The sequence below is a fragment of the Gilliamella sp. ESL1225 genome, assembly GCF_058502635.1.
The window spans coordinates 1,273,241-1,296,228 of sequence record NZ_CP196358.1; the positions used below are offsets into that span (position 1 = coordinate 1,273,241).

The 22,988-nt window shown below is 32.6% G+C and carries 25 protein-coding genes and 2 tRNA genes; 10 read left to right on the top strand and 17 right to left on the bottom strand.

The genetic code is table 11. The annotated features are described in order from the left end of the window. Positions 1-17 precede the first annotated feature (17 nt). Together ACSYSW_RS05775 and ACSYSW_RS05780 are read right to left on the bottom strand one after the other, a co-directional pair. Positions 18-653: a carboxymuconolactone decarboxylase family protein gene (locus tag ACSYSW_RS05775; RefSeq protein WP_491706175.1), complete on the bottom strand. Its 636-nt coding sequence runs from the start codon at positions 651-653 to the stop codon at positions 18-20. 174 nt (positions 654-827) lie between these two features. Further along, positions 828-1,325: a (R)-mandelonitrile lyase gene (locus tag ACSYSW_RS05780; RefSeq protein ID WP_491705960.1), complete on the bottom strand. Its 498-nt coding sequence runs from the start codon at positions 1,323-1,325 to the stop codon at positions 828-830. 185 nt (positions 1,326-1,510) lie between these two features. Between ACSYSW_RS05780 and ACSYSW_RS05785 the strand changes: the two genes are divergently transcribed. Continuing rightward, positions 1,511-2,413, top strand: a complete 903-nt coding sequence (locus ACSYSW_RS05785; protein ID WP_491705959.1) for an AraC family transcriptional regulator — start codon at positions 1,511-1,513, stop codon at positions 2,411-2,413. A 257-nt stretch (positions 2,414-2,670) separates the two neighbouring features. Here ACSYSW_RS05785 and ACSYSW_RS05790 read toward each other — a convergent pair whose 3' ends face one another. Continuing rightward, positions 2,671-3,591, bottom strand: a complete 921-nt coding sequence (locus tag ACSYSW_RS05790; RefSeq protein ID WP_491705958.1) for a LysR family transcriptional regulator — start codon at positions 3,589-3,591, stop codon at positions 2,671-2,673. 727 nt (positions 3,592-4,318) lie between these two features. Between ACSYSW_RS05790 and ACSYSW_RS05795 the strand changes: the two genes are divergently transcribed. Together ACSYSW_RS05795 and ACSYSW_RS05800 are read left to right on the top strand one after the other, a co-directional pair. Beyond that, the gene (locus ACSYSW_RS05795) at positions 4,319-5,053 is read left to right on the top strand and encodes a Vgb family protein (RefSeq protein WP_491705957.1); all 735 of its coding nucleotides are present in this window, start codon (positions 4,319-4,321) and stop codon (positions 5,051-5,053) included. Positions 5,054-5,079: 26 nt separating this feature from the next. Beyond that, positions 5,080-6,084, top strand: a complete 1,005-nt coding sequence (locus ACSYSW_RS05800; protein ID WP_491705956.1) for an aldo/keto reductase — start codon at positions 5,080-5,082, stop codon at positions 6,082-6,084. A gap of 13 nt (positions 6,085-6,097) precedes the next feature. On the opposite strand, the gene ACSYSW_RS05805 is transcribed toward ACSYSW_RS05800, so the two are convergent. The 14 genes from ACSYSW_RS05805 to ACSYSW_RS05870 form a co-directional block, all read right to left on the bottom strand. Next, positions 6,098-6,173: transfer RNA gene (locus tag ACSYSW_RS05805), tRNA-Gly, on the bottom strand. Between the two features lie 20 nt (positions 6,174-6,193). After that, positions 6,194-6,281 (bottom strand) — tRNA-Leu (locus ACSYSW_RS05810). A 209-nt stretch (positions 6,282-6,490) separates the two neighbouring features. Beyond that, positions 6,491-7,054 carry a CDP-diacylglycerol--glycerol-3-phosphate 3-phosphatidyltransferase gene (pgsA, locus tag ACSYSW_RS05815; RefSeq protein ID WP_491705955.1) on the bottom strand — a complete coding sequence of 188 codons (564 nt, stop codon included), beginning with the start codon at positions 7,052-7,054 and terminating at the stop codon, positions 6,491-6,493. A gap of 98 nt (positions 7,055-7,152) precedes the next feature. Next, on the bottom strand, positions 7,153-8,988 hold the full coding sequence (gene uvrC / locus ACSYSW_RS05820; protein ID WP_491705954.1) for an excinuclease ABC subunit UvrC: 1,836 nt from the start codon (positions 8,986-8,988) through the stop codon (positions 7,153-7,155). 1 nt (position 8,989) lies between these two features. After that, positions 8,990-9,655 carry an arginine ABC transporter permease ArtM gene (gene artM, locus ACSYSW_RS05825; protein WP_491706079.1) on the bottom strand — a complete coding sequence of 222 codons (666 nt, stop codon included), beginning with the start codon at positions 9,653-9,655 and terminating at the stop codon, positions 8,990-8,992. 1 nt (position 9,656) lies between these two features. Beyond that, the gene (gene artQ, locus ACSYSW_RS05830; protein WP_491705953.1) at positions 9,657-10,391 is read right to left on the bottom strand and encodes an arginine ABC transporter permease ArtQ; all 735 of its coding nucleotides are present in this window, start codon (positions 10,389-10,391) and stop codon (positions 9,657-9,659) included. An 8-nt stretch (positions 10,392-10,399) separates the two neighbouring features. Then, complete coding sequence (locus ACSYSW_RS05835) at positions 10,400-11,125, bottom strand: transporter substrate-binding domain-containing protein (protein WP_491705952.1); 726 nt, start codon at positions 11,123-11,125, stop codon at positions 10,400-10,402. 17 nt (positions 11,126-11,142) lie between these two features. Next, positions 11,143-11,871 (bottom strand): arginine ABC transporter ATP-binding protein ArtP, encoded by a 729-nt coding sequence (artP, locus tag ACSYSW_RS05840; RefSeq protein WP_491705951.1) that lies wholly within the window; start codon positions 11,869-11,871, stop codon positions 11,143-11,145. A 153-nt stretch (positions 11,872-12,024) separates the two neighbouring features. Beyond that, positions 12,025-12,666 carry an ElyC/SanA/YdcF family protein gene (locus tag ACSYSW_RS05845; protein ID WP_491705950.1) on the bottom strand — a complete coding sequence of 214 codons (642 nt, stop codon included), beginning with the start codon at positions 12,664-12,666 and terminating at the stop codon, positions 12,025-12,027. 3 nt (positions 12,667-12,669) lie between these two features. Next, positions 12,670-13,359: a CidB/LrgB family autolysis modulator gene (locus tag ACSYSW_RS05850; protein ID WP_491705949.1), complete on the bottom strand. Its 690-nt coding sequence runs from the start codon at positions 13,357-13,359 to the stop codon at positions 12,670-12,672. Beyond that, positions 13,356-13,799: a CidA/LrgA family protein gene (locus ACSYSW_RS05855; protein ID WP_491705948.1), complete on the bottom strand. Its 444-nt coding sequence runs from the start codon at positions 13,797-13,799 to the stop codon at positions 13,356-13,358. Before ACSYSW_RS05855 ends, ACSYSW_RS05850 begins: the two co-directional genes overlap by 4 nt. 156 nt (positions 13,800-13,955) lie before the next feature. Continuing rightward, on the bottom strand, positions 13,956-15,386 hold the full coding sequence (sbcB, locus tag ACSYSW_RS05860; RefSeq protein WP_491706078.1) for an exodeoxyribonuclease I: 1,431 nt from the start codon (positions 15,384-15,386) through the stop codon (positions 13,956-13,958). After that, the gene (gene ubiT / locus ACSYSW_RS05865; RefSeq protein ID WP_491705947.1) at positions 15,376-15,876 is read right to left on the bottom strand and encodes a ubiquinone anaerobic biosynthesis accessory factor UbiT; all 501 of its coding nucleotides are present in this window, start codon (positions 15,874-15,876) and stop codon (positions 15,376-15,378) included. The genes sbcB and ubiT overlap by 11 nt, the downstream gene beginning before the upstream one ends. Then, a complete protein-coding gene (locus ACSYSW_RS05870; RefSeq protein ID WP_491705946.1) occupies positions 15,877-17,505 on the bottom strand; it encodes a Na+/H+ antiporter in 1,629 nt (542 codons plus the stop codon). Between the two features lie 148 nt (positions 17,506-17,653). Between ACSYSW_RS05870 and recO the strand changes: the two genes are divergently transcribed. From recO to pheS, 7 genes are all read left to right on the top strand, one after another. Further along, positions 17,654-18,346, top strand: a complete 693-nt coding sequence (gene recO / locus ACSYSW_RS05875) for a DNA repair protein RecO (RefSeq protein WP_491705945.1) — start codon at positions 17,654-17,656, stop codon at positions 18,344-18,346. A 185-nt stretch (positions 18,347-18,531) separates the two neighbouring features. Next, on the top strand, positions 18,532-20,457 hold the full coding sequence (gene thrS, locus ACSYSW_RS05880; protein WP_491705944.1) for a threonine--tRNA ligase: 1,926 nt from the start codon (positions 18,532-18,534) through the stop codon (positions 20,455-20,457). A 28-nt stretch (positions 20,458-20,485) separates the two neighbouring features. After that, positions 20,486-21,025: a translation initiation factor IF-3 gene (gene infC, locus ACSYSW_RS05885; RefSeq protein ID WP_491706077.1), complete on the top strand. Its 540-nt coding sequence runs from the start codon at positions 20,486-20,488 to the stop codon at positions 21,023-21,025. A gap of 186 nt (positions 21,026-21,211) precedes the next feature. Further along, positions 21,212-21,409: a 50S ribosomal protein L35 gene (gene rpmI / locus ACSYSW_RS05890; protein ID WP_491705943.1), complete on the top strand. Its 198-nt coding sequence runs from the start codon at positions 21,212-21,214 to the stop codon at positions 21,407-21,409. Positions 21,410-21,443: 34 nt separating this feature from the next. After that, on the top strand, positions 21,444-21,797 hold the full coding sequence (rplT, locus tag ACSYSW_RS05895) for a 50S ribosomal protein L20 (RefSeq protein WP_491705942.1): 354 nt from the start codon (positions 21,444-21,446) through the stop codon (positions 21,795-21,797). 61 nt (positions 21,798-21,858) lie between these two features. Next, complete coding sequence (gene pheM, locus ACSYSW_RS05900; RefSeq protein WP_491706076.1) at positions 21,859-21,912, top strand: pheST operon leader peptide PheM; 54 nt, start codon at positions 21,859-21,861, stop codon at positions 21,910-21,912. Between the two features lie 84 nt (positions 21,913-21,996). Further along, complete coding sequence (pheS, locus tag ACSYSW_RS05905) at positions 21,997-22,980, top strand: phenylalanine--tRNA ligase subunit alpha (protein WP_491705941.1); 984 nt, start codon at positions 21,997-21,999, stop codon at positions 22,978-22,980. Positions 22,981-22,988: the final 8 nt, after the last annotated feature.

The window sequence follows — 22,988 nt, forward strand, 5'->3', positions numbered from 1 at the left end:
TCCTTCTTCAATAGATTTTATGAGCTTAATACAGTGATTAGGGCTTGTTGAGTTGTTTCTGCTTGTTTTTCACCGACCTTATCACGTAAGGTATTAATAACAGCGTTTATTTGTTGTTGGGTTAATTCGATATTCATGGCGATCTGAATGTGAGACTGTAATTGGCTTTCAACGCCACCAAGGCTTGCCAATGCTGCAATTGTTGCTATTTCACGGCTTTGATAGTCAAGGTTATTACGTCCAAAAATATCACCAAATAAATGAGCTTTTAAAAATTGATCAATCGCCGGGCTAAAAACCATTACACCACCTGATACGGGCATACCAACTAGATAGGTTTGTATGTCTGTTCCTAAGTCTAAACTGGTTTTATTTTTGGGTAGTGGGTCGGCTTCTTTGCCAAGAGGGTTATTGATGCCTTCTTGTTGGCGTTCTTCGAATAATTGCATAAAGGCAGTGATAGCATTTAAGCTTCGAGGGAAGCCCGCATAGGCATACATCTGTACAAGCACTTCTTTAATTTCATTGACGGTTAAGCCATGATCTAATCCTTCTTTCAGTGCAATTTTAAGTTTGGGTAAATTACCTTCCGCAGTGAATGCAGCAATCGGAATAATGTATTGTTGTTTTAAAGTTATTGGATCTTTATCCATAATGGAAGCTCCATAGCTGGTTGATAGATTGCACAGCATAAAAAAAGTAATTATCACGATCAGTAGTTTTTGCATAAAGTATTTCTTTATCAAATTTGATTTTAGATAAAATTGTACCCGTTGTTTATATCAGTTCGATGTGTCTAAATAAAGAGTAAGTTGATTAACCCTTGACTAAGGTTTAACTTGATATTCAGCATCAGTCACTTTTTCCATCCATACCACATTTTTACCATCAATTTCTTCAACAACAGAAAGATGTGTCATAGCAATGTTTGGTGAAGCTCCATGCCAATGCTTAATGCCAGGTGGGCAAATTATTACATCACCAGGGTAGATTTTAACAATAGGTCCTCCCCATTCTTGGGTATAACCTACGCCAGAAGTCACAACTAATGTTTGGCCTAGTGGATGAGTATGCCACGCCGAACGTGCACCAGGTTCAAATGTGACATAAGCACCTGAGGTGCGAGCGGGGCTGATTGCAGGAAATAAAGGGTCTATTCTTACAGTACCTGTAAAGAATTTTTCGGGTCCTTTAACAGAGGCTTGAGAGCCATTTTTTATGATTTTTTGTGATGTTACATTAGCTTCTTGAGCATAAGCGCCAGTAGAAAATCCGCTGATTGCAGCGAGTGAAATAGTTAAAAAGCGTCTTGGTAAAATATTCATTACATAATCCTTATAGTAACTAATAAAAATAGTTGGTTTATTTACTCTAACGCGATCGAGGATGAACCAATAGATATGATCCTATTGGATTATTGCCTAATTATGGCAGTTTTAAGATTGTTTTTTATGTATAACCTTGTACTATAATTAGTGGATTATGCGGATAAGCCCTAGGGAGAAACTTTATGACGAGTAAGCCAGAAACTGACGTACAAATCATAAACAATCAACTCAAAGAATCTATGCTGCAATGGATGCCAAAAGCGGGTGACTATCTAACAGCCATACCTAACTTTGGTATTTATCGGCGTGATAGAATAGATTTTTCTGAAAATTGTTTTTATCGCCCCTTGGTTTCTATTATTACTCAAGGCATTAAGCGCTCATTAATAGGTTCAGAAAAGTATAAATATGGTGAAGGAGATTATCTTATAACCTCAGTTGATATTCCTACCATCAACTCAGTGATTATTGCTTCTGAAGAACAACCTTTTTTATCGCTTGCGCTTTATCTTGATTATCAAGTGATTAATCAATTAATATCAGAGTTTCCTGAGCTCGCTCGTATTGAAGCGATTCCCTTTAAAGGTATTTCAGTCAAGACTGTGGAGTTGGATATTCTGACTGCTTTTTTGCGATTAACTCAACTGTTAGAAAGACCTGAGCAAATTACCGTATTAGCACCGATGATGATTAAAGAAATTCATTATTTATTACTTATGGGACCCTTCGGGCAACAATTGCGCTCAATAAATACGCAAGGGACACAAAGTAATCATATTGCGAACGCGATAAATTGGTTAAAAGAGCACTATAAAGAATCAATTACAATAGAAGCATTAGCGGAGCAATCCAATATGTCTTTATCTACGTTTCATCGGCATTTTAAAGAAGTAACAACCCTAAGCCCATTACAATATCAAAAACAGCTACGCCTTTATGAGGCCCGTCGCTTGATGTTGTCTGAAGGGTATAATGCTGCAAGTGCAGGCCTTGTGGTAGGTTATGAAAGTGCTACTCAATTTAACCGAGAATACAAACGCCTATTTGGAAATCCTCCCCATACAGATATTAAAAATCTTCAATAAAAGATTATTATTAGCAATTACGGCTGATTTTAAAAGAGAAAAACGTTAAGTGATTGATTATAAAATGCTATAGATATTGAATTTATGACAACTAAAATCCTTTCTTTTATTTGTATTGCGTTGTGTGAATGCTGGCATATGAAATCGTCGCCTAAAAGCAATTTACAACTCATATGTAAAGGCTATATTATTAATTACAAATGTAAAATCAATCACACCGATTTCTTTTTGATATAAAATGAACAATCATTATTTCACTACTCTATGTCTACTATGTTGTTTTTGAAATAGTTAATGATCGCTTCAGTTGTTTGGGTTTTCCTTAAGTTTTTGCGCCAAATAAGGTATATGTCAATTCTTAATTTTGTATCTTGTTTTTTAATTAAATTTTTGTATACAACACCATCGATTTTTGCCTGAGTCATAGACTGAGGCAAAAGCATCATCCCTTTACCTAATGATACTTCAAGTAACATTGATAAATTATCTGATAATTCCGCACGACGAACAAGAGGAATATGTAATCTTTTATATACTCGCTCGCATTGTTCATAAAAAAAGGGATTTAAATATTGTTTAAACCAAAATAATGGTAAGTCAGTCACATCATTAAGATCAACAAATTCATGAGTGCTACATGGATGGAGTTCAGGCAAAACTAGGATCATTGGCTCTCTGTAAATTAATTGAGAGTTTTCGTTTACATCTCTTGTCTGATAATCTGAAACAAATGCAAAATCGATATTTTCCTTTTGTAGCTCAAGGAGAAGCTCTTTTGATGTGTAGTTATATTTGTAAATTTCTGTTTCATCAATAAAAGTAGATAGAAATAATTTAAAAGGAGGAATAAAATCGAAAGAGAGCGTTTTTGTTGTGCCTAATATAATTTTTTCAATATTTTTTGATTTTATGGATTTAGTAATTAAACTGAGTTCATTCAATAACAGCTTTACTTTTAACTTAAGTTTTTCCCCTTCATTTGTTAAAACAACATTACGTGAATTTCTTAAAAATAGAGTTACATTTAATTTGTCTTCTAAATCTTTTATTTGAATTGAAAGTGGCGGCTGACTTACACCTAATTTATCAGCTGCGCCCCTAAAACTTCGTTCTTCACAAACGGCTATAAAATATTGTAACTGTTTGACAGTGGGTAATTTTTTACAATAAATATCCACAATATTTAACACCTCTATATATTCACATTAACATAATTTTAAACGTATTAATCAACAGGATTAAGACAATTATTTAGATGAGTTAAGTTTATCGGTACTGTTATTTTAATTGTTGCAGATTGTATCACTATAATGTCAAAGAGTGTAATTTATTTGCCATATTCTTTAATTACTAGCAATTTACAATAATTTTAGTTCAATCGATATATTTTACTGATTAGCATCATTAAAGGATTTTTTAATCTACTCCATTAGTAGTTTTTTTGTAACATCCCATCGAATTTACGTGTTAACTCATTTTCTTTCGATGCCAAGATAAATAACAGTATTGTTTATAACCTTTTCTTCAAATGGAGTTAAGTATAATTAATATTCCAAACCCCGATCTTTGATATGAATTTCATATCGCTAAATAAGTATTTCTGCATTTTTGTATTTTTGTTTAGGATTTATACAGTTTTATAACTTATAAAAAATAAGGCATCTAATTCATAAGAAATTTTTATTTTGAGGAGAAAAATTTGAATAAGTTAGTAGTTGTAGGTGATAAATTCAGTGAGTTTGCAAAGTTAAATAGGACTATTATTCTAAGCCAAAGGGTACATCTATCAACCTCGATGGCGGAGCTTCCATCGGATATGGATTTTTAAGGAAAATACTCATCATGAAAAAAAATTTTTTATATACCGTCATCTTTATATTTTTCGCTTTCTTCAGAGAAACAAGTATGGCTGACTTAAAAACTGTAGCCAAATCATTTAATGCCCCAACAGGAATTGCTTTTGACAGTGCTGGGGCTATGTATATTACCAATTGGTCTGGAAATTCAATCGTTAGAATAAATGCTAATGGAGATCATGAAACGATCTATTCGAATATTTCGTCACCAGCGGGGATCGTGATTGATGCAAAAGACAACATTTATATATCTTCTTATAGTGACAATTATATCTTGAAAATTACAACCTCAGGGGAAGTTCAAAAAATTTCTGACGGTTATCATACTCCTACTGGTATAGCATTTTCTAATTCAGGGCAATTATTGATTACTAACCGCTCTACTGGAGAAATTGTTTCGTTAGATTTAAATAATGGTAAGAAGAAAGTTATTGTTCGTGGATTATCTACGCCAGTTGGTGTTACACAACTTCCTGATAATAGCTTAGTTGTTTCCCAATACAGTGGTCGCCTCACTTTGATTAGCCCTAATGGCGATAAAACAGAATTAGGTAATAGTTTTAATAGACCTGGCGTTGGTATTGTAACCATTGCACCTAATGTTGTGGCTGTAATAGATAACGGTGCAAATATGGTGCGAAAAGTTGATATAAATACAAAAGAGGTGAGTACTTTAGTTTCATCGTTATCGGGGGCCGTTGCATTAGCATTTCGCGATAATTGTTATTATATAGGAACATGGGGTGATGGTGCTGTCTACATGTTTAATGATGGAAAATTTTAACAAACACAAAATTGGAGTTAGATATTATGAATAAATTACCAGAAAGAACCTTAGGTTCAAGTATTAAAGTTGGTGCAATAGGATATGGAGCTATGGGATTAAGTGAATTCTATGGACCTGCAAACGATCAACATTCATTGAAATTATTGCACTCTGTTGTAGATAATGGTGTGACTTTGATTGACACCGCCGATATGTATGGTCGTGGGGAAAATGAATTACTTATTGCTTCATTTTTAAAAGAATTAACGTCATCCCAACGAGAAAAATTAACTATTGCGACAAAATGTGGTATAGATAGAAGCAATACGGTTGGTTATGGAAGAAGTATAAATAATTCGCCTGAATATATTAAATCTTGCTGTGAGGCATCTCTTAAGCGATTAGGTGTAGAGCAAATTGATCTATTTTATATTCATCGAATTAATCCAGAAAATCCAATCGAAGAAACGATGGAAACGATGGCAAAATTAGTGAAAGAAGGAAAAATCAAGCATACAGGGCTTTGTGAAGTTTCTACTGATTTATTAGTTCGAGCACATGAAACCTTTCCTGTTGATGTTGTTCAAACAGAATATTCGCTTTGGACACGAGATATTGAAGATAATGTCTTACCGTTATTAAAAAAACTAGATATAGGTTTAGTACCATACTCACCTCTTGGACGAGGTTTTTTAACGGGTAAATATCAGTCGGAAAAAGATTTTGTAGACGGTGATTTTCGCAAAACAAATCCAAGGTTTATGGATGCCAATATAGAGCAAAATAAAAAACTGTTGCAAGCAATAAAGCCAATGACTATTAAATATAATTGCACTAGTGGTCAGATAGCATTAGCTTGGTTATTGGCTCAATGGGAGAGTATTGTACCTATTCCTGGAACAAAACAAGAAAAATATTTAATAGAAAATATAAATTCTTGCTTTGTCGAAATTGAAATGGAAGATGTCATAATACTTAATGATTTAAAAAAACGTATTAGTATAAAAGGAGAACGTTATACACCTGAAGGAATGAAAGGTATTTTCTAAAGATATTATGAATTGGAGCGGGAAACGAGGTTCGAACTCGCGACCTCAACCTTGGCAAGGTTGCGCTCTACCAACTGAGCTATTCCCGCAAAAGAATTGATTAAGTAAGTGGTGCCCGGGGCGAGACTTGAACTCGCACGGCCAAAAAGGCCGAGGGATTTTAAATCCCTTGTGTCTACCGATTTCACCACCCGGGCTCAAAACAATTATTAACTGCTTCGATGGACATGCATTTTACAGATCTTATTTTCTGCGTCAATAAAAAAATGCTAAACCTGTTTTAATTGCTTAATGTTTGGCTAAATTATTATTATTTAATCTTAATAAGATTATTTATTAACCAATAATTTAATATAAAAAATGATTAACAAAAATGATTGAAGCTTAAAATAAATTTCAAATAGGGTTAATTAATTTTAATTTGATCAAATAAGTCTTTTTTAGCCATTCCTAAATATTGTATCATCGAATACAAAGTTAAAAAGGAAGCGATATATAACGCAATAAGACCTGCGTAAATAACGATATCGCAAGGTCTCCATAAAAGCCAGGTTAAAGCTGTCATCTGTAAGATGGTTTTAATTTTACCTGCTTTAGAAACGGCAACTTGATTACGTTTACCGATTTCCGCCATCCACTCGCGTAAAGCTGAAATAATTATTTCACGGGAAATCATGATAATTGCTGGAATAGATATCCACCATGCTTGGTAATATTGAGTGATAAGAACTAAGGCGATAGTGACCATGATTTTATCAGCAACGGGATCTAAAAATGCACCAAATTTGGTTGTTTGACCTAACCGACGGGCAAGGTAACCATCTAAAATATCCGTTATTGCTGCAATTAAAAAAATAAGTGCCGCAAAAAATCCTGACCATTCATGTGGAAACAAATAGAAAGATAAAACAAAAAAAGGAATTAAGATAACTCTAAATAAGGTTAATAAGGTTGGAAAGTTAAGTTTCATTTAATGCAAGCTCTTTCTATAATCAAAACTCAGTGAGATTTTCCTTCACTGTAAAATGGTTATTTATGTTGCCTTAATTAAGTGAATTTTTCAATTATCTATTGCTTTAAATTGAGATAAATTTTTTCAGCTAATGATTTCGATATACCTTGTACTTGAGCTATTTCGTCAATGCTTGCATTTTTTAATTCACGTAAGCCACCAAAATGCTTCAATAAAACTTGTCGTCTTTTAGTTCCAATCCCTTCTATATGCTCAAGAGCACTATCTGTTAATTGTTTTACTCCTTTTTTGCGTTGACCAACAATAGCATGATCATGTGAAGCATTACGGATTTGTTGGATTAATAATAAAGCAGGGGAGTTATCTTGTAAGTAGTGTCCAAAGCCTTGTGCTTCAAAAAATAAGGTTTCTAAACCTTCCTTACGTTCAGCCCCTTTAGCCACTCCAATTAGGATTGGATGAGATTTATTCCAGTTAACATTGAGTTCATCAAAAACCTGTAAAGCTTGATTTAATTGTCCTTTTCCACCATCGATAAAAATGACATCAGGGATCTTATCAGAATGAAGATCTTTTTTATTATACCTTCTTGTTAATACTTGTTTCATTGCTGCATAATCATCGCCAGGCGTAATACCTGTGATATTGTAACGTCGAAATTCAGTTTTAACGGGTCCTTTGTCATCAAAAACAACGCAAGAAGCAATGGTATTTTTCCCCATAAAATGACTAATATCAAAACATTCCATGCGCTTAATGCTTTTTATTCCTAAAAAGGATTTTAAAGCATCATAACGTTGTTTTATGGTGGAATTTTCAAGCAATTTATTTTTAACGCCGGTATTGGCATTTACAGTCGCTATCTTTAATAATTTAAGATTATCTCCTTTAGGTTCATCAATGATTTTGACCTGAAACCCAGCTACGATTGATAAAGTTTCCTCAATAGAATGTTTATCTGAAAGTGAAAAATTCAACAGGATTTTTTTAGGAATAATACGATTTTGATTTCCTTGTAAATAAAATTGACCAATAAATGTTTCAATAACTTCTTCAAGCTCGGTATTAGAAGGCACTTTTGGATAATAAGCTCGATGACCAAAAGTTTGTCCATTTCGAATAAATAAGACATAAATACAAGCAATTCCAGCTTCATAGTGAAATCCAATAACATCAAGATTGTCATTATTATTATAAATAACTTGTTGCTCATTAATTTGTTTTATAGCTTGTAACTGATCTCGTAAAACAGCTGCTTTTTCAAAATTAAGATCTTGACTTGCTTGCTGCATATCTTTTGTAATTTGAGCGACAATTTGAGAAGACTGACCTGATAAGAAAAGTCGAATATAATTAACTTGTTCTTGATAATCTTCATCACTTATCAGACCTGATACACAAGGCCCTAAGCAACGTTTTATTTGGTATTGCAAGCATGGACGTGTGCGATTTTGGTATGTTGTATTTAGACATTGTCTAACTGGAATTGTCTTTTGTAATAAGGCTAAAATTTGTTTTACAGCATACGAATTAGGGTAGGGACCAAAAAATTCACCTTCTTTACGATTAACAGCTCCTCGGTAAATAGATACACGAGGATGTTTTTCTTTGCTTAATTTGATAAAAGGATAACTTTTATCATCTTTTAAAAGGACATTATAGCGTGGTTGATGTTTTTTTATGTATGTTTGTTCTAAAAGTAAAGCTTCAGTTTCAGTATGGGTAATCGTAAATTCAACATGATGAATTTGGCTTACTAAAATTTCAGTTTTTAATGTTTTTTTGCTGCTATTAAAATAGCTTTTTAATCGATTATTTAGATCTTTGGCTTTGCCCACATAAATAATAGTACTTGTATCATTAAACATCTGATAAATACCGGGTTTATGTGGGACTGTTTTTAAAAATGATTTAGCGTCAAATGAAGTCATATCAATTTTCAAAGGCGAGGTTCTTTTTCTCGATTAATCTCATAATGATGCTTAAAATACTATTTATCAAGAGGTAAATGAATCCTGTGACAAGATAAACAGTAAAATCATAATTACCGCCAAATATATCTTTATTATAGCTCATGACATCCATTAAGGTTATGAGTGAGACGAGAGCTGTTCCTTTTATAACAAAAATCATTTCATTTGAATAAGTCGATAATGCGCGTTTTAAAGCATAGGGTAAAATAATCTTTAAAGATTGTTTATTATTCATTCCTAATGCTTTACATGCTTGCCATTGGCTTGGTGGAATGGCTTTTAAAGATCCATAAAAAATTTGCGTCGTATAAGCAGCACTATTTAAGGTTAAGGCTAAATATGCACAAAACCACGCATTGGATAATAAATGTCCAAGCCAAGGAAGGTTTTTTGCAATAGATGGAAATTGATTTGGTCCATAATAAATTAGAAATATTTGTACTAATAAGGGAGTTCCTGTAAATAAAACTGTATAGCCTCGAATAACATAGGTTAATACTTTACATTGGTACGATAAGAATATGGTTAATAAAATAGCTAACAAGCAAGCAGATAAAATGCTAGCCAAACCAAGTGACAATGTAACAGGTAATCCTTTAGAAAGAATGAAAAAATATTCTATTATTTTATCCATGATTTATTACCTTCTGATCATAATAACGTGTTCTAATTTCTATCAACTTGAGTACTTTTTGGCTTATGATCGAAATAATTAAATAGATAATAGCTGCAACTAAATACCATGTAAAAGGTTGATTGTCACTGGATATGAATTTTTCAGATTGTTTCATAATATCATTAATGGATATTAAAGAGACTAAAGCTGTATCTTTTAACAAGACTAACCACTGGTTACCAAGTCCAGGTAATGCATAACGCCATATTTGAGGAATAATTATATGTGTTAAGGTTCGAAAGCGACTTAGACCCAACAATTGCGCGGCTTGTTTTTGCCCAATAGGTACAGCTTTAAAAGCGCCGCGAAGCGTTTGTGAAGCGTAAGAGGCATAAAGTAACGAAAGGGCAATAATTCCGCATAAAATTGGACTAACATCAAAATTTTCAATATCAAATTTTACATTGATATCAATTATTTTTAGATCTATCGTAAAACCATCTGCTAATGTAATAAGAAGCAATGGAATACCATTATAAATTGCAAGTACAACTAAAACTTCAGGTAAACCTCGAATAATGAGAATAAACCCTGAGAAAAACCAAGCAAGAGGTTTAAATTTTGCAGATTCTAAGCTTGTAAAAACAAATGCTAAAAATAAACCAACAATTAACGAGGCTAGCGCAATAGATAGCGTCGTAATTGTTGCAAATGCTAATGGTCCTAAATTTTGTAAAAATTCCATAAAATCTATTAATTAAACCATTTATTTTCTAATTGTTCGAAACTACCATCCTGTTTTAATTTTTCAATCGCTTGATTGAATTTTTCTAATAGTTCACTGTTACCTTTACGCATTGCGACGGCAATACCTGAACCAAAAAAAGATGGATCTATATATTTTCCGCCGATTCGCACTAGATCAGGTTCTTTTTTTATCCAATCATTAACCACTGCAGAATCAGCAAACACAGCATCAATACGACCTGCTTTTAAATCTAAAATAGCATAAGGAATACTGTCATAACTGATGTTTTTAATATTGGGTAATTTTTCGATTAAATATTTTTGTAAAGTACTCCCATTTTGTGTACCTACACGTTTACCTGTCAATTCATCAATCGACGTAAATTTATTTTTTAAGCTGATGAATTGAGCATTGCTATCATAATAAGGTATTGTAAAATCGACTTTTTTACTGCGCTCTGGCGTAATATCAATCGCTGAAATAGCCACATCTATACGTCGGGTAATAATATTTGGAATTAAAGAATCAAAAATTTGATCTTTAAATTTACAGCTTATATTTAAATTTTGACAAATCAGATTAGCAACATCAACATCAAATCCAACTAATTCATTTTTATCATTATAAAATTCATAAGGCGCATAAGATCCTTCAATCCCAATAACAATGTCTTTGGCATATGTACTAAAGGCAGTAAATGCCAATAAAAAACTTATAAACGTTTTTTTCATAATTTATACCTTTTGAATTAATGTGCTAGATAGGCCGCAAACTGTTCAGATTGCGGATTTGAAAATAGGTTAATATCACCTTGCTCTATGATTTTTCCATTTTCCATATACACAACATTAGTGGCGACCTTTCGTGCAAAATCAATTTCATGAGTCACAATAATTTGTGTCATACCTGTTTGTGATAACTCATTAATGATTTCAGCCACTTGTGCAGTAATAGCAGGATCGAGTGCTGCTGTTGGTTCATCAAATAATAGAATCTTAGGCTCCATCATCAAGGCTCTTGCAATTGCGACGCGTTGTTGTTGTCCCCCTGATAAATGTAATGGAAAGCGGTTGGCCATATTATCAATTTGTAATCGAGTTAAGATTAACATCGCTTTGTCGATGGCTTCTTGTTTTGGCATTTTTAACACCTGACATGGCGCTTCAATAAGATTTTCTAAGACGGTTAGATGAGGCCACAAATTATAATTTTGAAAAACCATTCCAACATTGGTACGTAATTTGCGAATATCATCATGATTGATTTTCTTAGTAAAATCAAAATGCATATTTTCGATTGTCATTTGACCCGATGTCGGGATTTCAAGAAGATTAAAAACTTTTAATAATGAACTTTTACCCGCTCCACTTTGACCGAGTAAAACGATGGTTTCACCGAGTGGAAAACATAAAGAAACATCATTCAGTGCCTGATGAGAACCATAGAAACAGTTAATATGGTCTAATTTAATATTCATTAGTTGCTTATATATATTTAATGGAGAACTGACTAAATATTACTTTTTTCTGCATAAAAATGCAATCTAATTTATTAGACACCTTATTAACGAAGAAAGGATGTAAAATAAATTTATGTTCTATCAATGTATTAGACCAATTTTTAAGAAATTTTAATTATCTATAATAGGTATCATTGGACCTAAAAATTTAGGTTTTTTACCCAAAATATAAATATCTAGAAAAGCATTAACTCGAGCTAACACTTCACGAAGGTAAATAAAACGTACATTTTCAGGCATTCTAACCGCATAACATTGCGCTTTTATTCCTTGCGATAACGCAATAAAAATAGCTCGTTCACAATGAAATTCTTGAGTAATAATAGTAAAATCATCTGTATCAAATACTTTATTAGCTCGAATAATAGAATCTAAAGTACGGAAACCCGCATAATCTAATACGATAAATTCTTGAGGAATATTCGCTTTAATGAGATCCTTTTTCATGGTGATGGGTTCATTATAATTTTGTTGTCGATTATCACCACTTAATAATAAATAATTGACTTTATTTTGCTGAAATAGGTCAATTGCCCCTTGTATACGGTAATGATAATATTTATTTACAGATCCCCCCCGAAGATATTTAGATGTTCCAAGAACCATGCCCACTGTACGATGAGGCAATTTTTCAATATCATGATAAATATAAGGAGATGTTTTATAACTAATCCAATAAGAAAGGCTAAGAATAATAAATATTAAAAGCATTAATAAAAATACCGTATAAAAGAGAATTTTTTTATATTTCATATGTTATAACCAATTAAAAATAAGAATTATTATAGGGAATAAAAAAGGAGCCAGAATTGAAGTCATGATACCGCATAATACTAAGGATAATGAGCTATAAGCACCTTCTTGTAAATCAACTTCAATACAACGTGCTGTACCAACAGCATGGGATACTGATCCAATAGCAAGACCTCTTGCTGCTTTTGACTTTATCCTAAACAAATTTAAGACTTGATGACCAAATACACCTCCTAGAATACCAACTAATATGACACATAAGGCAGCAATAGATGGTACACCATTTTGATTTTCTGCAAGAATTACGGCAATTGCTGTTGTCACAGATTTTGGTAAAACAGAAGCCGCGATCCCTTCACTACCACCAAGCCATAATACAATACAAACCCCAGTCAACATAGAAGCTATAGAAGCTATAAAAGTGATAAATAGGATAGATTTCCAGCGAGTTTTAATTTCAGGGACTAATTCATATAATGGATAAGCTAGCGCAACAACAGAAAAAGGTAATAAATCATTAATAATAGATACATTTTTTTCGTATTGTATATAACTTGTATGAGTTAATAATAAAATTGGAATTAATATTACAACCGAAATTAATAAAGGATTGAATAGCGGCTGATTGATTTTTAATGACCAATAACGAATGGTAAAAAAAACGATTAAAGTTAAAGGAAGCATCCAAATCATAATTTAGAATTCTCTTGATCTGTTAAATTGTTGGTATGCTTATAAAAATGATCTGCTAAATATCCAATAAAAATTAATACTACCAACCAACTTAATATTGAACCGATAATAATAGGTAACCAATTATCTAATAGAAGTTTATAGCTATCCATAATCCCCATTGCAGCAGGAATAAATAATAATGTCATGTATTTCATAAATAAATTACATGTTTTTTTTATCCATTTTGTCGGAATCAATTGGAACGTTAACAAAAAAAATAAAATTAAAAGACCTAAAATACTTCCTGGAATAGAAATAGGCAGTAATTTAGCTAACAAATTGCCTACCCACAAGCAGATGGCTAGGATCAAAAAACCTAGAGCATAACTAAAGAGGGCATAATATAATGAATAAAGCCGATGTTTTATCGTTACATGTTTATCGAAAAAATGTTTCATAATTCTTATTTAATCAATTGGTTATATGACCTTTTAAAAATAGTTGTTTATCTAAAATTGTGATTTAGTTAATAAATAACAATATAAATTTGCATTTATCATCAATAATAATAATTTACATCCATTAATTTTTACATCATACGCTCGTTAATTAAATTAGCCAACTAAATGATAACAATAATGATATAACGATTTTATTAATGCTAATTTATCAGGTTGCTGCATATAATGATTTGCTAGATCTTCTAAATTATGCAAATAATCATTAATTTTATGGTGATTTAATTTATCATGACAATAATCTTTCCATTGGATCTGTTCAGAAGGGCTTAAACTTTGCGGGTAATTTTTAGCTTTATAACGGAAAAATAAGGTTTTTAAGCGTGGATCATCAAATTGTAAATATAAATTACTCAATAAGCTATTAGGTGTATTTCGAATCGTTTGACAATGTAATTTATCTTGCCTATCTAAAAATGCATCATATAATTGATTGTCAACATCCTTATTTTGCGGAAATTCTCTTTGTTTAGTAAATAGTTCCGCCATTTTTTCTTGCAAAAGTACTTTATTGTCTAATAATTTTTGATGATTAACTAAACATTGCTTAAGATCTATTTTAAAACGTTCGGCATTTTCCGGCAACAAAGCTTTTAAAGGTGCAACGATAGGGCATTTATTTATGTGAATCAATTTTAAAGGAATTCTTGATTCATTTTCGGCAAGATCTTCTGTTTTTGTGTACAATTTTTCATACAAATCATCAACAGGTAAATTGATTAATAAATCGATATCACCTGTTAAATCGCAAAGTATAACATCATTATTACGTGATGGATGTATTAAGATAGGGCTAAAAATTGATAAATTACCACGATAAGCGCCTAACATTCCAGAAACATGTAAAATGGGTGTCATATTAATAACATCTATCAATTCAGCAACTTTATTTTTATGGCGTAATTGATAAAAATAATTAAATAATTTAGGTTGTTTTTGCTTAATTAATTTAGCCATAGCGATAGTTGCATATACATCCGACATCGCATCATGGGCATGTTCATGATTAATATTATTTGCAACGGTAAGGTGCTCTAAACGAAAACTTGCAAATCCTTCGTCGTTTATTGGCCAGTTAATACCATCAGGTCGTAATGCATAACAAGCACGCATTACATCTAACAAATCCCATCTAGAATTATTATTTTGATAGCTATAGGCATAAGGATCATAAAAGTTACGATATAAAAGATGGCGTGTTACTTCATCATCAAATCGAATATTATTGTAGCCGACTATACAAGTATTAGGTTGTGAAAAGGCGTTATATATTTGTTTAGTAAATTCTGCTTCTATAATCCCTTTCTGATTAGCTTCTTGAGGCGTTATTCCTGTAATTAAAACAGCCTGAGGATCGGGTAAATAATCCTCAGTTTGTTTGCAATAAAGGACTAATGGATCTTCAATGATATTAAATTCACTGTCTGTTCTAACGCCTGCAAATTGAGAAGGGCGGTCAAGTGCAGGATTGATACCAAACGATTCATAATCATGAAAATAAAAAGTTGGTTTATTATTAGGATCCATTTTCAATAATATTGGCACATTTTTCTAAAGAAAGACGTAAAAATTTAGGCATAGATTCGATGTCCATAGAATCCATTAAATTTTTTATATATAAACCTAATTCGGTATCGCCCTCAATAATCAAACGACGTTGAAAAAACAAGGTGTCGGGATCTTGTCTTCTTGTCGCAATTAAAATCAAATCATTCGCTTCTCCAATAAAACTAACATCAGCAATTTCTTGACGGCTAACGACAAGTTTATTATCAATGAGGCTGACAAACCAAATTAATTGCAAATCCGTTACATGTATCTTTAACCAACGATTTTCTAAAAATTCAAGATCACCATCTTCTAATGATTGTTTAAATTGGAGATGAAGTAATTGTTCTATCACCTTTTGCTTTATCGAAAAGGGGATATAATTTAGTGTTAACCCCAATAGGCGAGGTGCTTTATTAACAAATAAAGCACGAGCATTATCAAATAATTGATGACTAGCTTGAAACATTTAATTTTCCTCAGAAATCATATTTTCGTAGATATCTAAATCATTACTTAAGTGTTCATAAATTTCTTCACTAACTTCATGTTTAGTTTTCATAACTAATAATGAAGAGCGTTCGGCACCGATCGCAACAAGGCGCATACGTCTTTCAAGTTTTTCAGCTTCTAATGCTTGTTGTTCTAAATTTTTAAGACCGGTACGTCGCCTTAATGATGAAATAACACGAGAACCAACTTCATGAACAATTTCATTAGTTATAGCGTCATTAGCAGTTTCTTCAAGCAAATTGTTTTGCATTTTTTCTAAACTAATAATCGCATCCTCTGCCATACGTCCTTTAACACGTAATAGTTCATCTTTTTGCGATGAATTATCTAAAATAACTTTACCACGAAGTAAAATTGGTAAAATAATCGCTGCAGTAACTAATGAAACTAAAATTACGCCAGTTGCAATAAAAACTAATTCATATCGCCCTGTAATTTTTGTGGATATAGATAACACACCGGCTAAAGTGATAGCACCACGCACACCAGCGAACGTTGAAATTAACAAATCTTTGGTTGAATAAGATTGAAACGCTAACGGGCGTTTAGGACCAAATGGCAATAAAGGAAGTTTTTTCATTGCTAATAACCATAAAAATCGGGTTCCCATTAAAGCAATAAAAACAAAGATAACGATTAATCCTAATTGCCAAACTTCAATAGAATGGTCATCGATATTTGCTTTATAAGTCTCACTTAAAATACTTGGTAATTGTAATCCTAAAAGTACAAATACAAATCCATTGAAAACAAAAGTTAACATTGACCATGTACTGTCAGATTGTAATCTTGCTTTTAATGGCGCTTTATTCATAATACCTGAATAATTAACGGTCATACCCGCACTAACAGCTGATAAAATTCCTGACATACCAAGATGTTCTGAGATGACATAAACGGCAAAAGGTAATAAAACAAGTAGTACTATTTGAATAACCGCATCATTACTTGTTAATTGATTGATTTTACGGAGAATTAAAGCGTAAAGATAAGTAAAAACTATACCAACTGCTATACCGCCAACAGCCATAAAAACGAAAGATGTGCTTATTTGGAAAAAATGGAATTGCATTTCACCTAACGCAATTAATGCAGCAAATTTTAAACAGACTAGACCTGACGCATCATTTAGTAAGGCTTCACCTTCGATAATTTCCATTTTTTCTTTTTCAATGCGCCCTTTACCAACGATACCACTTAATGCAACGGCATCGGTTGGTGATAATACAGCAGCTAAGGCAAAAGCGGCAGCTAAAGAAACATTAGGAAGTATCCAATATAATAAGTATCCAAGTGCGACAACCGTAATAAACACTAAAACAAGTGCCAGACCAACAATTTCACGAGAATTATGGATAAAATCTTTTACAGAGGTTTTCCGTCCATCATCAAATAAAAGGGGAGGAATAAATAAAAGTAAAAATAATTCATGATCAAATTCAATATAAAGCCCTAACCAAGCTAAAATACATCCAATTAAAATTTGCATTAGTGGTAAAGGAATTTGAAAGCGCAATAATTTAATAATAACGCCAGAAAGGGAAACGAATAATATTACAATTAAAATAGTAGAAAATAGATCCATAATTATACTGTGTCTGTAGATAGTTTTTTTATAGTGTTAATTATAACGTAATCTTGGATAGATTAAAGATGAAAATGTCTATATTCTAATTTTTTTAATTAAAATGATTTATTTTTATTAAATTGAATAATCTAAAGAGTGTAATTTTATGGAAAATTGGCAAAGGGCTTTTGTTTTACATTGTAGACCTTATACTGAAAGTAGCTTACTTGCTGATCTTTTTGTCGAGCATAAGGGAAAAGTTACGGTTTTAGCAAAAGGAGCTAGGCGAAAAAAATCACCTTTAAAAGGAATTTTACAAGCTTTTACGCCAATTATTATTCAATATTCAGGTCTTGGGGAAGTTAAAACATTAAAACATGTTGAAGCCATGTCATTATCATTACCTTTAGCTTCAATCTGGCTATATAGCGCATTTTATATTAATGAGCTTCTTCATCGTGTTTTGATTGCTGAAACAGATATGCCATCACTTTTTAATGATTATTTAATTAGCTTACAAGATTTGGCCAAACAAATACCAGCTGAAAATGTATTAAGAAAATTTGAATTAGCTTTACTCGAAAATTTAGGTTATCACTTGGATTTTTTTCATTGTTATGCGACAAAAGAGCCAATTATTGACTCTATGCTTTATCAATATCATCCTGAAAAAGGCTTTTTAAGTAGTTTATTACAAAATAGTTCTAGTTTTAGCGGCGAGCAAATTTTAGCAATGGGCAAAAGGGAATTTAATAGTTCTGAAACGTTAAAAGCCGCTAAGCGATTTACACGTTTAGCATTAAAACCTTACGTTGGCTCTAAACCTTTCAAGAGCCGAGAATTATTTCTAAAAGTGTAATTTGTTTTTATAACATTATTTTACGATATTAAGCCTATATCATTTTGATAAAAAAATACAAATTCCCTAGTCTTCTTTACAATATACTATTTAAAAATATTGCGATTGATGGTAATATATCCGGCTTATTTTTATTGTTACATGTGCGCTTTCGTATGGCGCACCACTGTTATAAAGGATTTATTATGCCAATTATTACTCTTCCTGATGGAAATCAACGTCATTTTGATAAACCTGTTACTGTATTAGAGGTTGCCCAAAGTATTGGTTCTGGGCTTGCAAAAGCATGTATTGCAGGTCGTGTTAATGGCGAACGCAAAGATGCGTGCGATGTAATTGAACACGATTCGGAGTTAGCAATTATCACGGCTAAAGATGACGATGGACTTGAAATTATACGTCATTCTTGTGCTCACTTATTAGGTCATGCCATTAAACAACTATGGCCAGATACGAAAATGGCGATTGGTCCAACAATTGATAATGGTTTTTATTATGATGTCGATTTAGATCATTCCTTAACACAAGAAGATTTAGATACCCTCGAAAAACGGATGCTTGAATTGGCAAAGAAAAATTATGATGTCAAAAAAGAAGTCGTAACATGGCAGCAAGCACGAGATGTTTTTAAAGATCGTGATGAACCTTATAAAATGACTATTTTAGATGAAAACATTGCAAAAGATGCTTCACCTGCTTTATATCATCATGAAGAATACATTGACATGTGTCGTGGTCCTCATGTCCCGAACATGCGTTTTTGCCATCATTTTAAATTACAAAAAATAGCGGGTGCATATTGGCGAGGCAATAGTGACAATAAAATGTTACAACGTATTTATGGCACCGCATGGGCAGACAAAAAACAATTAGATAGTTATTTACAATTTTTAGAAGAAGCCGCTAAACGTGATCACCGTCGAATTGGTAAACAACTCGATCTTTATCATATGCAAGAAGAAGCACCGGGCATGGTATTTTGGCATAATGACGGTTGGATTGTGTTTCGTGAGCTTGAAACTTTTGTCCGTACTAAACTAAAAGAATATAAATATCAAGAAGTAAAAGGTCCATTCATGATGGATCGTTTATTATGGGAAAAAACAGGGCATTGGGGTAACTATAAGGAATTAATGTTTGTCACCTCATCTGAAAATAGGGAATATTGTATTAAACCAATGAATTGCCCTGGTCATGTGCAGATCTTTAATCAAGGATTAAAATCTTATCGAGATTTACCATTACGAATGGCTGAATTTGGAAGTTGTCATCGAAATGAACCATCTGGATCATTACATGGACTTATGCGAGTTAGAGGTTTTACTCAAGATGATGCACATATTTTTTGTACAGAAGGGCAAATCCGAGGTGAAGTCAATAGTTGCATAAAAATGGTTTACGATGTTTATAGTACTTTTGGTTTTACTGATATTACCGTAAAATTATCAACTCGTCCTGAAAAACGAATTGGTAAAGATGAAACTTGGGATCTGGCAGAAAAAGATTTAGCTGAATGCTTAACGGAAAATGGCATTAAATTCGAATACTTACCTGGTGAAGGTGCATTTTATGGTCCTAAAATAGAATTCACACTTCATGATTGCTTAGGACGTGCTTGGCAATGCGGTACAGTTCAACTTGATTTTATGCTACCAGAACGTTTAGATGCCGTATATGTCGGTGAAGATAATGAAAAACATGTTCCCGTTATGATCCATCGTGCAATTTTAGGATCAATGGAACGATTTATGGGGATATTGATTGAAAATTGCGCAGGATTTTTCCCTACATGGCTTGCCCCTTTACAAGTTTCTGTTATGAATATTACAGATAAACAAGCCGAATATGTTACGCAAATAAGCGAACAATTGCAAAAAGTTGGCATTAGAGCAAAAGCAGACTTGAGAAATGAAAAAATAGGGTTTAAAATTCGCGAGCATACTTTAAAACGCGTTCCATATATGTTTGTCTGTGGGGACAAAGAAATGGAATCAGGCACTGTTTCAGTGAGAACACGTCAAGGTAAAGATCTTGGTAGCTTTGAAATGAAACATGTTATAGAATTGTTACATAACGAAATTCATAATCGTTCATTAGAACAAATGAATTAAAAGCTCACTTAATTTGGAGGAATTAGATATTAAAGTCAGTAAACGAATTCAGTCAACACGGGCACATAAAATCAATGATGAAATTACTGCTCGTGAGGTCCGGTTAACCGGTGTAGAAGGGGAGCAACTTGGTATTGTGACCTTAGATGAAGCATTAAAACAAGCTGAGCAAGCTAGTTTAGATCTAGTAGAAATAAGCCCTAATGCGGAACCACCAGTTTGTCGAATTATGAATTATGGCAAATTCCTCTACGAGAAAAGTAAAGCTACAAAAGAACAGAAGAAAAAGCAAAAGGTTGTTCAGGTTAAGGAAATTAAATTCCGACCTGGTACAGATGAAGGCGATTATCAGGTAAAACTTCGCAGCCTGATTCGTTTTCTAGAAGACGGCGATAAAGCTAAAGTAACACTACGATTCCGTGGTCGTGAAATGGCTCACCAGCAGATAGGGATTGAAATGCTTGATCGCATTAAACAAGACTTAACTGATTTGGCTGTTGTTGAATCTTATCCAACTAAGATTGAAGGACGTCAAATGATTATGGTACTTGCGCCGAAGAAAAAATAATGGTTAACAAGTTGATATTTATAACGTATTAATAATAAATATCGCTAAATCTTACAATAAAATACTATAAAGTTTACCTTTATAGTATTTTTAGATTAGGTTAAGGCAATAATTATTTAGTATTATCTGTTCTAGAATCACACCATTATTTTATTATCATTAACAATGTGAAGTGGAAATTTTAAAATGCCAAAAATCAAAACTGTAAAAGGTGCTGCTAAGCGCTTTAAAAAAACAGCTTCTGGTGGATTTAAACACAAGCAAGCAAACAAAAGTCATATCCTAACTAAAAAATCAACTAAACGTAAACGTCATTTACGTGGTTTGACTACTGTGTCAAAAGGTGATTTAGGTTTAGTTGTAGCGTGTTTACCATACGCTTAATTTATTAAGATTAATATTTTAGAGGATATAGTTTATGGCTCGTGTTAAACGTGGAGTTATTGCTCGTGCACGTCACAAGAAGATTTTAAAACAAGCAAAAGGTTATTATGGTGCTCGTTCACGTGTTTATCGTGTTGCTTTCCAAGCGGTAATTAAAGCAGGACAATATGCATATCGTGACCGTCGTCAACGTAAACGTCAATTCCGTCAATTATGGATTGCACGTATTAATGCTGCTGCTCGTCAATGTGGTTTATCTTATAGCCGTTTTATTAATGGTTTAAAGAAAGCATCAATTGAAATTGATCGTAAGATCTTAGCTGATATTGCTGTGTTTGATAAAAATGCATTTGCTGCATTAGTTGAAAAAGCAAAAGCTGCATTATAATAGTCTTTTAAAAGCCGAATTATTTCGGCTTTTATTATTTTTAATAGAGAACAAATTAGTGATGTATTTAGTTATTTTTCGTTTCTTTTTTTGCTTTATTAAAATAGTTTACTAAAGAGGCAAATGATAAACGAAAGATAATTATAAAAGCCTCGGAAGAGGCTTTTTTTATATATTGAATACTAATTAGGAGAACCAAATGTCTCAATTATTAGAACTGGTTAAAAATGCTAAATTAGCAATTGAACATGCAAAAGATATCAATACTATCGAACAAATTAGGGTTGAATATTTTGGTAAAAAGGGTTTTTTTACCTTACAAATGGCATCATTACGTGATGTTCCTAGTGATGAACGTCCGGCAGTTGGACAAAAAATTAATGAAGCTAAACAAGAAGTCGTCGATTGTTTAAATACAAAACGAACACTATTAGAAAAACAAGCACTTGATGCAAAATTAGCGAATGAAACGATTGATATCACTTTACCAGGTAGAATTCAAGAATTAGGCGGATTACATCCTGTCACAAAAACGATTAATCGTTTAATTGATTTTTTTTCCGAACTAGGTTTTATGGTAGCAACGGGACCTGAAATCGAAGATGATTACCATAACTTTGATGCGCTAAATATACCGGCTCATCATCCAGCACGAGCTGATCATGATACTTTTTGGTTTGATGCCAAACGTTTATTAAGAACGCAAACATCAACAGTTCAAATTCGTACAATGGAAAATCAAAAACCACCTATCCGAATTATTGCACCGGGTAGAACTTATCGTAATGACTATGATCAAACACACACACCAATGTTCCATCAAATGGAAGGGTTACTAATCGATAAAAATATCAATTTTGGTCATTTAAAAGGATTATTACATGACTTTCTACATTGTTTCTTTGAAGAAAACATGGAGATCCGTTTTAGACCAGGTTATTTTCCTTTTACCGAGCCTTCAGCCGAAGTTGATATTAAGGCTAAAAATCGTAAATGGTTAGAAGTTTTAGGTTGTGGAATGGTTCACCCTAATGTTTTACGCAATGTTGGTATAGATCCAGAAATCTATAGTGGTTTTGCTTTTGGTATGGGAATAGAAAGATTAACCATGCTTCGTTACGGCGTCACCGATCTGCGTTCATTTTTTGAAAATGATTTACGTTTTTTAAAACAATTTAACTAATCTGGAGA